3 protein-coding genes are annotated in these 15004 nt (G+C 72.3%); all 3 read left to right on the top strand.

The features are described 5' to 3' along the window. Positions 1-519: 519 nt before the first annotated feature. The 3 genes from ACH4DZ_RS01235 to ACH4DZ_RS01245 all read left to right on the top strand — a co-directional run bounded on the left by ACH4DZ_RS01235 (position 520) and on the right by ACH4DZ_RS01245 (position 14910). Complete coding sequence (locus ACH4DZ_RS01235; RefSeq protein ID WP_398285437.1) at positions 520-4587, top strand: amino acid adenylation domain-containing protein; 4068 nt, start codon at positions 520-522, stop codon at positions 4585-4587. Continuing rightward, entirely contained in the window at positions 4587-13961 is a 9375-nt protein-coding gene (locus ACH4DZ_RS01240; RefSeq protein ID WP_398284794.1) for an amino acid adenylation domain-containing protein, read from the top strand. The genes ACH4DZ_RS01235 and ACH4DZ_RS01240 overlap by 1 nt, the downstream gene beginning before the upstream one ends. A 70-nt stretch (positions 13962-14031) precedes the next feature. Further along, positions 14032-14910, top strand: a complete 879-nt coding sequence (locus ACH4DZ_RS01245) for a TauD/TfdA dioxygenase family protein (protein ID WP_398284795.1) — start codon at positions 14032-14034, stop codon at positions 14908-14910. The last annotated feature ends 94 nt before the right edge of the window (positions 14911-15004 follow it).

The raw sequence follows: 15004 nt of genomic DNA on the forward strand, positions 1-15004 counted from the left end.
CCGTTTATGCGGCGGCGGACGTTTCTCGTCCATCGGGCCGGTTGTCGACTTCTCTTCCGGCTCGTGGAGCGCGGCTTGAACACCTCCCGAAACAGGGCGATCTTTACATCTCAGAACGCCCTCACTTCCCGAAAAACCGGTCGCATATGCATGTTCCGGGCGGGCGGTTCCACCCGCCCGGAGACCGTTGACAGGCTCTGGTCCGCTGATCAATTATCGGCCTGCGTCCAGGTGTTCCCCATCGGTACACCAGTCGGACGACGTCTCCGCACCCGTGGGACGCCGTGAGCAAGAAAGCTGGTGGGCAGAATGCCGCACGACGAAGGCATGAACTCGTCGTCGTTATCGCCTGGCAACGTTGTCGCAATGAATTGCCGCATCACCGCCCGCCCCGACTCCGCAGCTCCGCCCGGCAACCGGACGTAGAGCAGCCTCGGCGGCCCGCCGCACGGGCGGCCGAACTCCCAGCGTGACTCTCGGAACCAGTAACCCTGACGACGGGAAGACCCAGCCTTGTCCGTGCATGACACCCCCCAGGTTCCGTACACCCCCCGGGTTCCGTCTCCCCGACAGCACCCCGCCGACCCCGCGCGGCGGGCGCCCTCGGCCCCCACCGCCCTCGCCCCGGCCTCCTTCGCCCAGCAGCGCCTGTGGTTCCTCGCCCAACTCCCGGGCGGGAACGAGGCGTACAACGAACCCGTCACCTCCACCCTCCGGGGCCCCCTCGACACGGCCGTCCTGCGCCGCGCGCTCGACGCGCTCGTGGTCAGACAGCACGCACTGCGCACCAGGCTCGTGGCCGTCGACGGCGAGGTGTACCAGCACATCGATCCGCCGGAGACCGGATTCGCCCTCGCGGCGGACGATCTCACCGGGCTGCCGGACGCCGCGGCGCGCCTCGACGAACTGCGCCTGCGGGAAGCCTCGGCCCCGTTCGACCTGGCACGCGGCCCCCTCTGCCGCGGCCGGCTCCTCACGCTGGCCAAGGACCACCACGTCCTGCTGCTGACGGTCCATCACACCATCTTCGACGGCCGGTCCATGACCGTGATGATGAGTGAACTGGGCACTCTGTACGCGGCATTGCTGGAGGGACGACCCTCGCCGCTGCCACCGCTTCCGCTGCAGTACGCCGACCACGCCCGCGCCCAGCGGGAGCATGTCCTCGGCGGCGGGCTCGCCGAGCACGCCGACTTCTGGCAGAGGCAGCTGGCCGACGCGCCGCCGCTGTCCGGGCCGCCCACCGACCGGCCGCGTCCCGCCCAGCAGGATCTGCGGGGCGGCCGGGTGGAGTTCGCCCTTGACGCCGACCTCACCGCCGGCCTGCGGGCATTGGCACGCCAGCGCGGACGCACCCTGTTCGGCGCCGTCCTGACCGGCTGGTCGCTGCTGATGTCTCGGCTCAGCGGCCGTACCGACGTGGTCGTGGGCACACCCACGGCGGGCCGGCGGCACAACAAGGACCTGTCGGATCTCATCGGCTTCTTCGTGAACACGCTGCCCCTGCGCGCCGACTTCTCCCGCACGGCGACGGCCGGCGACGCCCTCGCGCACGTAGGAGGTGTCCTGCGCGAGGCACTGGACCACCAGGACCTGCCCTTCGAGCACATCGTGGAGCTCGTCAACCCGGTCCGCAGCGCCGCCCACACACCGCTGTTCCAGACGATGTGCGCCTGGGTCCCCGAGCGGGACGGACTGCTCGAACTGTCCGGCCTGGACGTCACCGCGCTCGACATCCCGGACGCACCGGCGAAGTTCGACCTGGCGCTGTCCCTGACCGAGTCCCGGGGTCGTATCGTCGGGCATCTCGACTACGCGTCGGCGCTGTTCGACGAGGACACCGCGCGCCGGTACGTACGTCAGCTGGAGCATCTGCTGACCGACATGGTGGCCCGGCCCGAGGCGCCCGTCGGCACGCTCAGGCTGATGGACGAGCGGGAACGGCGGTTGCTGCTCACGGACTTCGCGAACGGACGGCCGCTCACGACCGAGTCCTCCTCCCGGGCGGGGAGGGCAACGGAGTCCCGCACGCACTCTCGTCCGGACTCCCGCGCGGGCGGGCTGGTGGACCGGTTCGACGAGCAGGTCGCGGCCCGCCCCACGCAGACCGCGCTGGTGTGCGGCGACGAACGGCTCGACTACGCCGCCCTCGCCGGGCGGGCCGGTCGTCTCGCCCGTGCCCTCGCCGACCAGGGTGTGGGCCCGGGCGACATCGTCGGGCTGCACACCGGACGTTCCGTCGAGCTGGTCGTCGGCGTGCTGGGCGTCCTGAAGTCAGGCGCCGCCTATCTGCCGCTCGACCCGGCCCAGCCGCCCGCCCGGCTCGCCGCGATGGTCGAGGACGCGGCCCCCGTCCTGGTGCTGAGCGACCTCCCCGGCGGGCAGAGGCCGGCCGCGTGGCGCTACCTGCCGACGGTCGAGGCGTCGGCGGACAACGATGTCCCGCCCGCGCCTGTCAGGGATGACGAGCAGGTGGCCTACGTGCTCTACACGTCCGGTTCGACCGGCCGTCCCAAGGGCGTGGCCGTCACCCGGCGGAGCGTACTGAACCTGTTCGACAACTGGGTGGCCCGCATGGGCGCGACGCCGGGGGAGGCCACCTCCGCGTGGTCGAGCATCGGCTTCGACGCCTCGGTCCACGAGTTGCTGCTGCCGCTGACGACGGGCGCCGAACTGCACCTCGTTCCGGAGGAGTTGCGGGGCGATCCCGAGGAGCTGATGGGGTGGATGCGAGAGCACCGCATCGTGCAGGCGTTCCTGCCGCCCGCCTACGTCCGGTGGATCGACGAGGAGCCGGGCAAACGGCTCGACGGGCTCGCGCTGCGCCAGTTGCTCACCGGTGTGGAGTCCCTGCCGGAGGCCGCGCTGCACCGCATGGGTGAGCATCTCGCGAATCTCAAGGTGTGCTTCGGCTACGGGCCGACCGAGACCACGCTGTACAGCACGGCGTACTACGATCCGCAGCCCCTCGACCGGCAGTGCCCGATCGGGCGGCCCCTCGCCGGAACGCGGATGTACCTCCTCGACGAGCACAGGGAGCCGGTCCCGGTCGGTGTCGCGGGAGAGGTCCACCTCGGCGGCGCGAGTCTGGCGGCCGGGTATCTGCACCGCCCCGACCTGACCGACGAGCGCTTCCTGCCCGACCCGTTCCTCCCTGGCGAGCGCGTCTACCGTACGGGGGACCTCGCCAGGTACCTGCCCGACGGCAACGCCGTCTACGTGGGGCGCGTCGACGACCAGGTGAAACTGCGCGGCTTCCGTATCGAACCGGCCGAGGTCGAGGCCGCGTTGCTCGCCCTGCCGGAGGTGCGCGAGGCGGCCGTGGTCGTCGACCGGGACACCGGCACCGAACCCAGGCTGGTGGCGGCGGTGGCTGTCGGCGAGGCTCCCGCCCGGCCTCCGCACGAGTGGCGCGCGGCCCTGGCGGACCGGCTGCCGGACTACATGATCCCCGCGGTCGTCGTCGAGCTGCCCGTCCTGCCGCTGAGCAGGAACGGAAAACTGGACCGTGCGGCCCTGCTGCGCGAGGCGGCCGAAGCCGGCACCGGCCAGGTCAACACCCAAAGCCCCCGCGACCACATTGAGTTGACGCTTCATCAGATATGGCGGGGCATTCTCCTCGGCCCGGACTTCGGCATCCGTGACAGCTTCTTCGACATCGGGGGCACGAGTCTGTCGGCCATCAAGATGGCCCACGGCATCCGCGAAGCGCTCGGCACCACGCTTCCCGTCCGCGACCTCATGCTCCACCCGACGATCGAAGGACTCGGCGGTCTCGTCCGCCGCGGCCGTTCGGGGACACCACCGAGCAACCTCATCGCGTTCCGCAAGGGCGGCACCGGTGGAAACGTCGTGTGCGTCCACCCCGCCGGCGGCACCGCCTTCTGCTACCTCCCCCTGGCCAGGACACTGCCCACGGACATCGGCCTGTACGGGATCCAGTCCCCCGGAGTGAATCCCGGTGATGCCTTCCTCCCCGACGTCGAGGCCATGGCCGAGGCATATCTGCGGCTCATCGAACCGTTCGACGACGGCCCTCTCGTCCTCACCGGCCTCTCCTACGGCGGACTGGTCGCACACGAAATGGGCCGCCGGCTGGCGGGCGCCGGCCGCGCCGACGTGAGTGTGGTGCTGCTGGACACCCAGGCCACCGAGGACCCCGAGGTGCGCGCCGCCGCGTCCGTGCCCGTGGACCTGGCCGAGTTCCGGGACAAGCTCGTGAAGTTCAACGGCATGTATCCAGGGATCGACGACGAGCAGATCGACCAGTACTTCCGGATCTACAACCACAATCGCCTGACGGCCCGCGACCACCTGCCGGCGTCCTCGGCGGCCCGTCTCGTCCTGATGCAGGCCGTGGGCGGCACGACCACCGACCCGGCGTCCCTGCCCCAGGTACGCGACTTCTGGCGGCGTCGCGCGGAGAACGGCTTCCGGGTCGAGCCACTGGACTGCGACCACTGGGAGGTGCTGGAGAGCGGTACCTCGCCACAGGTGGCCGCCGTGCTCGGCGCCGAACTCGCCGCGCTGTCCGTCGCACCCGCCGTCGCGCCCGTCGTCGCGCCCGTCGTAACCGAGGAGGCGTGATGTCCGGCTCCGCCACGTCCGGTCCGCTGCTGGCCGAGGCCGTACTCGCTCAGGCACGCCTGAGCCCCGACGCCGTCGCCGTGGTGGAAGGGGACCACAGCCTCGACTACGCGGCCCTCGACCGGGCCTCCCTGCGCGTGGCACGCGGCCTGCGCGCCCGCGGAGTGTGTGCCGGGCAGGCCGTTGCCGTCCGCCTGCCGCGGTCCTGGCAACTGGTGTGCGTCATGCTCGGCATCCGCCGTGCCGGGGCCACCGTGGTCCCGCTCGACGCGCAGAGCCCCGCCGAGCGCCGCCGCCACATCCTCGACGACTCGGCGGCCGTGGCTCTGGTCCACGACGGCAGGGGCGGGGCGCCCGGCGAGGGTCCCGGCCTGACGCTGGACGTCGCCGACCTCCTCGGGGAGGACACGGGCACCGGCACGGACGCGAGGCCCTTCGACGAGGTCACCCCCGCGACGGACGCGGCGACCTCGTTCCTGTTCTACACCTCGGGCACCACGGGCCGCCCCAAGGGAGTGGAGGTCAAGGACGCCGGAATCATGCGTCTGGCCGACCCCGGCTTCCTCTCCCCCACCGCGGGCGCACGATACGCGAGCATCTCCAACCCGGCCTTCGACGCCCTGAGTTACGAGGTCTGGGTCCCGCTGCTGACCGGCGGAACCTGTGCCGTCCTGAGCGACGAACAGGTCCAGAACCCTCAGCTGCTCGCCGAGACCCTGCGGCGTGAGCGGATCGACGCCCTCTTCGTCACCGCGGCCCTCTTCAACGCCGTCACCGACAGCGTGCCGCACTGCTTCGACTCCGTCGGCCGGGTCCTGATCGGCGGCGAACAGCTCAACGCCACCCGCGTCAAGCGCTGGTACCGGGACAACCCCGGCACCACGACGTGCCTGGTCAACGTGTACGGGCCCACCGAGTCGTCGACCTTCGCCCTGCACCACCCCGTGCCCCGCGACTTCGACGGCGACACCGTTCCCGTGGGCCTGCCCGTACCCGCCACGGACGCGCTGCTGGTCGCCGACGGCTCACGGGCCGCCGAGACCGACGAGATCGGTGAACTGTACGTGGCCGGGGCCGGGTTGGCGGCCGGCTACCGCAATCTGCCCGAGGAGACGGCCCACCGCTTCGCCCCGCTGCCGTGGCACGACGCGGGCCGCGCCCTCTGGTACCGCACCGGCGACCTCGCGCGCCGCGACGCCACGGGGCTGTTCACCTTCGTCGGGCGGGCGGACCGCCAGGTGAAGGTACGCGGCTTCCGCATCGAGCCCGGGGAGGTCGAGCAGCAGCTCGGCGCACACCCCGCCGTCCGGCAGGCCCGGGTCTGCACCCGGCACGACGTGGACGGCGCCCATGAACTGCTGGCCTACCTGGTACTGGGCACCGAGCTGACACACGAGGAGTACGAACGCCATCTGACGGCCACCCTGCCCCCGTACATGCGCCCGCACCGCACCCATCTCGTGGAGGCACTGCCGCGCAACGCCAACGGCAAGGTCGACGACGCGGCCCTGCTGGGCTCGGCGACGCCGGCGTGGCGCCGTACCTCGGACGCGGCCGTCGAGGTGACCGACGCGCAGCGCGAGGTGCTGGAGATGGCCGGGAGCGTCCTGGGGGTGCCGGGGCTCCGGCCCGACGACCGCTGGATTCCCAACGGCGGCGACTCGCTGAAGGCGCTGCGTCTGCGGTTTCGGATCCGGCACCGCTGGAACGTCGAGGTGCCGCAGTCGGTCGTGCTGCGGGAGGACTTCGGCGCGCTGACCGCGGCCATCACCTCCGCCTCCGCCGGCTCCTCCGGCGCAGGGCAGTCGCCACCGCACCCGCCGGTGCCCGGCCCGAGCGGACGCCGTTCCGCGCCGGCCACCTCCGAGCAGCAGCGCCTGTGGCTCCTCGCCCGGAGCGACCCGCACAGCCGCGCCTACGACGTTCCGCTCGCCTTCCATCTGCAGGGCGCCGTCGACGAGGACGCACTGCGCGCCGCGCTCACCCGTCTCGTCGCCGAACACCCCGCGCTGCGTACTTCTTTCCGCTCCGCCCCGGAGGGTCTGCTCCAGGAGATCGACGCCCCCTTCGACCCCTGGGAACCGGCCGACGCCCTCGACGGTGAGGGCTGGGAGCCGGCCGCGCGGCGGTTCTTCGCCCCACCCTTCGACCTCGCCGAGGCGCGGATGCTGCGGGCCGGCCTGCTGCGCACGTCCGACGGCCCGGTCCTCCTGCTCCACCTGCACCACATCGCCGTCGACGGCTGGTCCCTGAACGTCCTCTTCCGCGACCTCACCACCTTCACCGCGCCGGCGGCCGACCGCGGTCAGGGCGAAGACCTGCGGCACACGCCGCACGATTTCGCCCTGTGGCAGCGGCGTTGGCACCTGGAGCCCTCCTACGACGAGCAGCGGTCGGCGCTGCGCCGCCACTACGCGGCCCTGGAACCTTCCCCGCCCCCGCCCGCCGTCACGGGCACCGCCGACGCCGGTGCCCGGTTGCTGACCGCGTCCCTCGACCTCGTCCAACGCTCCCGTCTCGACCGGCTCGGGGCGGAACTCGGACTCACCCGTTTCCAGCTCCTGCTGGCCGCCTTCTCCTGGAGCCTGTACGGCGTGACGGGCCAGACCCGTCCGCTCGTGGCGAGCCCTGTCTCGGGCCGGCCGGTCGGCGACTTCGCCTCCACCGTCGGCATGTTCGCCAACACCGTGCTGCTGCCACTGCGGCTCCAGCCGGGCGACGGCCTGCGCCGGCAGCTCGGCCGGCAGGCCGCCGAGGTCCAGCACGTCCTGGACCGGCAGGACGTGACGCTCGCCGACGTGCTGACCGACCACGACTTCGGCGGCGGCCCGCTCTTCGACTTCATGTTCGTCCTGGAGAACACGGACTTCGGCGCGCTGTCGTTGCCGGACTGCCGGGTACGTCCCCTCTGGCCGCAGCCCCTCGACACCAAGTGCGCGCTCACACTGTCCGTCGTCGAGCAGGACTTCGGGTTCGACTGCCTGTGGGAGTACGCGGCCGGGCGCTTCGACGCCGAGGTGGTGACGTCCGCCCATCGGCTCTTCGTACGGGCCATCGACCTGCTCACCGCCGCGGACGAGGACGAGGACTGGAGCCAAGGCCAGGGCGAGCCCACGTTGGCGGCCCTCGTCGCGCCCTACCGGCGCGCTCTCCCCGATCCTGGACAAGGGGCGCGGAGCGCACCGGCGTTCACGACCGTGGCGGAGGGCTTCGCCACGCAGGTACGGAGGACTCCGCACGCGCCGGCCCTGACCACGAGCGACCACACCCTCACGTACGCGCAACTGGACGCGCACGCAAGGGCGTTGGCAGCCGAGTTGACGGCCCGGCTGCCGCTGCCGTCCGATCCCGGGGCGCCCGCCCGGGTCGCGCTGCATCTCACGCCGTCGGCCGAGCACGTCGTGGCGCTCCTCGCTGCCGCGCAGCTCAACCTGACCGTCGTACCGCTCGATCCCGCCTATCCGCCGGCGCTGCTGCGCCGGGTCCTGCGGGACGCCGCCCCCTTGTGCGTCCTCACCGCGGTCGGTGCGGAGGAGGACGTCGCCGAGATCGCGCCACCGGAGCTGCCACGGCACCCGATCGATCTGGCCGCCGCCGTGCCGTCCGCACCGCGACCGGCTCCCCACGCGGGACTGAGGCCGCTCTACACGCTGTTCACGTCCGGCTCGACCGGCACGCCCAAGGGTGTCGACGTGCCTGACCTGACCCTGTGCAACCTGCTCCACTGGCAGAGCGAAGCGGGCGGTCTCGGCGGGGCAGCTGTCACCCAGCAGTTCTCGATGCTGTCCTTCGACGTCTCCTTCCAGGAGATCTTCTCCACGCTGTGCTCGGGCGGGCGCCTGCACCTCGTACGCCCGGAGTGGCGGCAGGACCTGCCCGCCCTGCTCGACCAGCTGGAACAGGCCGGCGTCGAGCGGCTGTTCCTGCCCTGTGTGGCGCTGCAACTGCTGGCCGAGCACGCTGTCCACCTGGGTCGCTTCCCTTCGCGGCTGCGTGACGTGGTCACCGCCGGCGAGCAGCTGATGTGCACCGACGCCATCCGCCGCTGGTTCGCCGGTCTGACGGACGCCCGTCTGTTCAACCACTACGGGCCCACGGAGACCCATGTCGTCAGCGGTCTGTGCCTCGACGGCGACCCGACGCTGTGGCCCACCCGCCCGGCCATCGGGCGCCCGGTGGCCAACGCGGTCCTCCGGGTGGCCGACGACAGCGGCGCGCCCCTCCCGCCCGGGGCTGTCGGCCAGTTGCTGATCGGGGGCCCGATGGCCTCGCCCTGCTACCTCGGCGACGCCGAACTCAACCGCTCCAGGTTCACCGAACTGCCCGGCCGCGGAACGTTCTACCGCAGCGGCGACCTGGCGCACTTCGACGCCGACGGGCTGCTGCACTTCGACGGCAGGGACGACGACCAGGTCAAGATCAGCGGTTACCGGCTGGAGCCGGGCCAGCTGGAAGCCGCGCTTCTGGGGCACCCGTCGGTCGTCGGTGCCCTGGTGTCCCGCGACGGTGACTCCCTCGTGGCGCTGCTGCAGTGCCGTGGCGACGACCCGGATCCGGACCAGCTCAGCGCCCACCTCGCCGGGCGGTTGCCGCCCTTCGCCCGTATACGCGCATTCCGCAGGGTGGAGGCGCTGCCGCGCACCCCGAGCGGCAAACTGGACCGCCGCGCGGTCGCCACCCAGGGGCGTGATCTGCGGAGTGGACCACGTTCCGGGCCACCGGTCCCGGTGGCCACGGAACCCGTCGTGTCCGCGCGGGAGAGCCGGCTGTGCGAGCTGTTCGCCGCGGTCACGGGCAAGAGGGTGCTGCCGGACCAGCGGTTCTTCGACGCGGGCGCGGGCAGCCTGGACCTGATGCGTTTCCAGTTGCGCTGCGGTGTCGACCTGGGCCTGTCCTTCACGGTCGCGGACCTCTTCGAGCACGTCACCGTACGCAGCCTGAGCCGGTTCCTCGACACGCCGGACCCGACTTCAGCCTCAGCCTCAGCTACGGCTACGGCTACGGCGCGTGTACCGGTCGAACGGAACAGCGGCGCTGACGAACCGATCGCCGTGATCGGGATGGCGGTACGGCTGCCCGGCGCCCCCGACCTCGCGTCGTTCTGGCGGATGGTCGAGTCCGGAGAGCGGGGCATCGAGCACTTCCCGGCCGCCGAGGGGCGCGTGGGCGCCCGCAGCCAGATGGACGGGCTGCTGGCCTTCGACCCCCACCACTTCGGCATCAGCCCGCAGGAAGCACGGCTGATGGACCCGCAGCAGCGACACCTGTTGATGAGCTGTGTCGAGGCACTCGCCCACGCGGGCATCGCCGACCCCGCCGCCGGCCGCGTCGGCCTGATAGCGGGCTGCGGGGAGAACACGTACTTCCAGTCCATGCTGCGGGAGGCCGACCCCGCCGCCCTCCCGGACGGCTTCCGCCTGGCCCTCCACCACGACAAGGACTTCCTCGCCACCAAGGCGGCGTACCACCTGAACCTGACCGGCCCCGCCTTCACGGTCCAGGCCGCCTGTGCCAGCTCTCTCGTGGGCGTGCACATCGCGGCGGGGCTCCTGCGGCAGGGCGAGGCCGACGTCATGCTGGCCGGCGGGGTACTGGTCGACACACTGCTGACGGACGGGTACACCTACCGGCCGCAGCACATCTTCTCCCCCGACGGCCACTGCCGGCCCTTCAGCGACGACGCCGCGGGAACCGTCGGCGCGAGTGGTGCCGGCGTCGTGGTCCTCAAGCCGCTGAGTCTCGCCGAGCGCGACGGCGACACCGTCTACGCGGTCGTCACCGGCTCCGCGCTCAACAACGACGGCGCGTCGAAGCTCGGTTACAGCGCGCCTTCCGTCTCCGGGCAGCGGGAGGTCATCCGTACCGCGCTGCGCCGCAGCGGCCGACCGGCCACCGACATCGGTTACGTCGAGGCGCACGGCACCGGGACCCGGCTGGGCGACCCCGTGGAGGTCGGCGCGCTGCGGCAGGCTCTCGACCTGCCCGACTCCGCCTCGTGCGCCCTGTCGTCCGTGAAGAGCCAGATCGGTCACCTGGGCGCCGCCGCGGGCGTCGTCGGCCTCGTGCGCGCGGCGCTCGCCGTCCACCACGGGGTGATCCCGCCGAACGTCGACTTCCGGCGTCTCAACCCGGAGATCGGCGCCGACCCGGGCCCCTTCCACATCCCGACGAGCGCCCAGCCCTGGCCGACGGGGCGTCCTCGCGTGGCCGCCGTCAGCAGTTTCGGCATCGGCGGCACCAACGCCCATCTGATCCTGGAGCACCACGAGGCCGACGGACCGGCGCAGGCACCGCCGAGCGCGGGCCGGAGCGCCCACGCCGGCCGCCTGGTGCTGTCCGGCAGCAGCGAGCAGTCCCTGCGTACGGACGCCCGGCGCATCGCCGACCATCTGGCCGCCGCTCCGCAGACGTACGACCAGGTCCTTCGCCATCTGCGGAGCGGCCGGCCGGCGCGGACGCACCGGGTCGCGGCCGACTGCCCGGACGCCGGGACGGCCGTGGCGTGGCTGCGGACCGTGGCGGACGGCGCCGAGCGTGCGACGACCGGCGCGGGCGCCGTTCCGGAACCGGGGCAGGGGCCGGTCAAGCCTACCGACGCGAGCGCCGACGCGGAGCCGGGTGCTCACTCCGCTCCCCCGCCCTGGGATTTTCCGCCCCCCGCCTTCGCCCTCACCGACTACGACTTCCCGCGCGGCGCCCGGCGACCCGAGCGCGTCACGGCAGCCGACCCCGCCGCCGCCACGCCTCCGGTGCGGATGCCGGAGGACGAGTGGCTGCACCAGACCGAGTGGGCGCGACTGCGCCGGGCCGTCCCGTACACCGGGCCCTTGTCGGGGCACCCGGTGGTGGTCGTCACCGACGGCACCTCGACGCCGGTCGACTGGAAGGCACTGCACTCCGCGCACAGCCGCGTCGTCCACGTCACGACCGGTACCGCGTACGCCCGGTCCGGCACCGACCGGTACGAGGTCGATGCCGCCGACCCCGCCTCGCTGGCCCGGCTGCTCCGGGACGTGGGACACGAAGCTCCCGAGGGATTCGAGTGGCTGCACGCGCTGCCCCTCGGCGTCGAAGGGCCGGTCGGGGAACGGTCGTTGGAGGACGCGAGGCGCGTCTGCCTCGACCACACGGCCGCCCTGTGCCAGGCCGTGGCGAGCCTGCCGCCCGGCGCACGTCCGCGCCTGTGGTGGCTGTCCCACAGCGCGCAACCGGTGACGGGCGAGGTGACGCGCCCCGAACTGGGCCTGCTGGCAGCGGCGGTGGAGGTGCCGCGCCAGGAACTCGGCCTGGACACACGCTGGATCGACCTGCCGGGCGCCGACCCGTCCGACTGGGCCCACCTCCTGCCGCTCGTCCTCGCGGACACCCCCAAGGAGGCCGCCGCCGCGGAGCGCCGTGTCGCCCTGCGCCAGGGCTACTGGTGGCGGCCGGTCGCCCGGTCCGTGGCGCGACCGCTCCCCCGCGCCGCCGGGCTGATGGGGAGCGCCGGGCTCGTGGAAGGCGACGGCACACACCTCGTCCTCGGCGGCACCGGAGGCATCGGCACCGGCATCGCCACCTGGCTGCTCGAACACTCCGAGGCGCGGCTCGTGTTGCTCGCACGCCGCCCCCACCTGCCGCCCGCCCTCGCCCGCTGGTCCGACCGTGTCACTCTCGTCGCAAGCGATCTCGCCGAGGAGCCACTCGACGACCTCCTGGACCGCCTCGCACCCCACACCGGCCGCCTCCACGGCATCGTGCACGCCGCGGGCAGCGCGTCCGGCGCCCTCCTGATCCGCCGCGACAGCGAGACCATGCGCGACGCCGACCGGGCGAAACTGAACGCCGTCCTGCTCACCGAGCGGCTGATCGCCCGCCACCGGCCGCGTTACGCCGTCTACTGCTCGTCCCTGTCGGCCCTCTTCGGCGGGGTCGGCCAGTTCGACTACGCGGCTGCCAACGGGGTGCTCGACGCCTTCGCCCACCACGGTGGCGAGGCGGCGCCGGCGACCGTGCGCCTGAGCATCGGCTGGGACGTGTGGCGGGACGCCGGAATGGCTCGCGACGCGCTCGGCACCGACGCGCGCCACCAGGCGCATCTGCGGACGGGACTGTCGACCGCCGAGGGACTGCGCGTCTTCGCCGACGCCATGGAACTCCAGCTGCCGCACCTGCTCGTGTCCAGTACGCCGCTGGAGGCTTCCCGGTACTTCTACGAGCCGGAGCCGACGCCGGTGTCGGTGCCGTCGCCGGTGCCGGTTCCGGGGGCGAGGCCTGCCTCGGTTCCGGGGTCGGCGTCGCAGGTCGGCCAGGGCCCGGCCGGTGCCGCGGAGTCCCCCGGCTTCACGGCGGGACCGCCCGACGCCACCGAACTCGTCGAGGCGGCCCGGGAGTTGCTCGGCACGGACACGCTGGACCCGGCAGCGTCCCTGTACGACCTGGGCGCGGACTCCCTCACCCTGCTCGACCTGCTCTCCGAGGTGAAGCGACGGTACGGAGTGGACATCGAGCTCTCGCATCTCAGCCATCAGGTGAGCGTCAACGATCTGCTCGCGCGCCTCGACCGTCCCGTGCGGACCGCGGAACCCGCCGACGACCCAGTGACCGTCGAGACCTGGCAGACCGGTGACGACCAGGACGTCCTGTGCGTGATCCACCCGGTCGGCGGCGACATCCAAGCCTACCGGCCCCTGGTCTCCGCCCTGGACGCGCGCACCACGGTCTGCCTCGTCCCCGACCCCGCTCTGCACGATCCCGGCCTGCCGCAGTGGTCGGTCGCCGAGCGGGCCGACCGCTACCTCGCCGCGCTGCGCGCCCGGTTCCCGGACCCGCGGACCCGATTGCGGCTCGCGGGCTGGTCGTTCGGCGCGCTGGTCGCCCACTCCATGGCCGCGAGCGCCGAAGCGGCGGGCCGTCCCGTGGCCCGGCTGTATCTCCTGGATCCGCCCGCCCCGCAGGCCGCGCCGCAGCCGGAAGGCCAAGACGGCCCGGACAGTCTTGAGATTCTGGATGAGGACGCCCTGCGTGCCGTCTTCGAGCACGAACTGCAGGGCAACAAGGCCCAGTCGGCGTCCCTGACAACCGGGGCAACCGAGGTAACGGGGGCAACCAGCACGACTTACGCCGAACGGCTCGCCCACTGCTGCCGGGCCAGTATCTCCGCGATGAGCGCACACATCGCACCCCGTCTGACCCGTACGCCCAGCGCCCTGTGGCTGGCCACCGAGATCACCCCCGACCTGCCCCTCGCCCCGCCCGCACGGACGGCCGCCGAGGAGTGGACGGCGCTGCTTCCCCATCCCACCCAGGTGCGTCACGTGCGGGCCACGCACTACGAGATCGTCACCGGACGGCACGTACAGGACATAGCCCGCGTGATCGACGCCGACCGGTGAGCCACGGCCCGTGGCCGTCACCAACCGTCCCCTGCCCCTCTCCCCGCCGCCCCTCACATCGGAGACACCCATGGACCAGTTCACCCTGGACGCCGTCGCACGCATCACGACGGCTCCCCGTGAGACCTACGAAAGTTTCACCGTCGACCCGCTGACACCACTTCTCGGTGCGGAGATAGCCGGCCTCGACCTTTCCGAGGAACTGACTCCGGTCCAGCAGAAGGACATCCGGACGGCCTTCCTGACCCACCACGTCCTCGTCTTCCGGGACCAGCACCTCACCCCCGACGACCACAAGAGGTTCGCCGCCCTGTTCGGGCCGCTGCACCCGGACTCCCTGCCCGAGGAGGGGGCCGACCCGTACATCCTCAAGGTCAGTGCGAACAAGGACTCCAAGGCCGTCGTCGGCAACGGCTGGCACGCCGACGGGACCGCCGACGACGAACCCTCCCTCGGCTCCATGCTCTACGTGACCGAGGTTCCGGAGATCGGCAGCGGAGGCGACACCCTCTTCGCCAACATGCACCTCGCCTACGACATGCTGTCCCCGGCGATGAAGACGTTCCTGGACGGACTGACCGCCGTGCACGACGGTGCGCGTCCCTGGCTCATGCAGGGGCAGATGGCCCCGGCGGAGTACGACGTGCCGCGCAACGAGCACCCGGTCGTGGTGCGCCACCCCGACACCGGACGCAAGATCCTGTTCGTGAACGGCCCGTACACCTCGCACATCACGCAGCTGGCCGCCACCGAGAGCAAGGCCGTCCTGGAGATGCTGTACGACCACGTCGCCCGCACGAACCTGCTGCACTGCCGGGTCCGCTGGCAGGCCGACACCCTGGTGTTCTGGGACAACCGCTGCGTCCAGCACCACGCCACCTGGGACTACTTCCCGTACTCCCGTTACGGGCAGCGCATCGCGATCGACGGGACGCGACCCTTGGCGTGACAGGAGTCGCGACGGCCCGGCCCGACCCCGGGTCACCCGGGCGGGCGGGCCTGCCCACATTCCTCCCTGTCCGTCTGCTGCCTGCCTGGTCGAG

Source organism: Streptomyces sp. NPDC017991 (genome assembly GCF_044328075.1).
Taxonomy (GTDB): domain Bacteria; phylum Actinomycetota; class Actinomycetes; order Streptomycetales; family Streptomycetaceae; genus Streptomyces.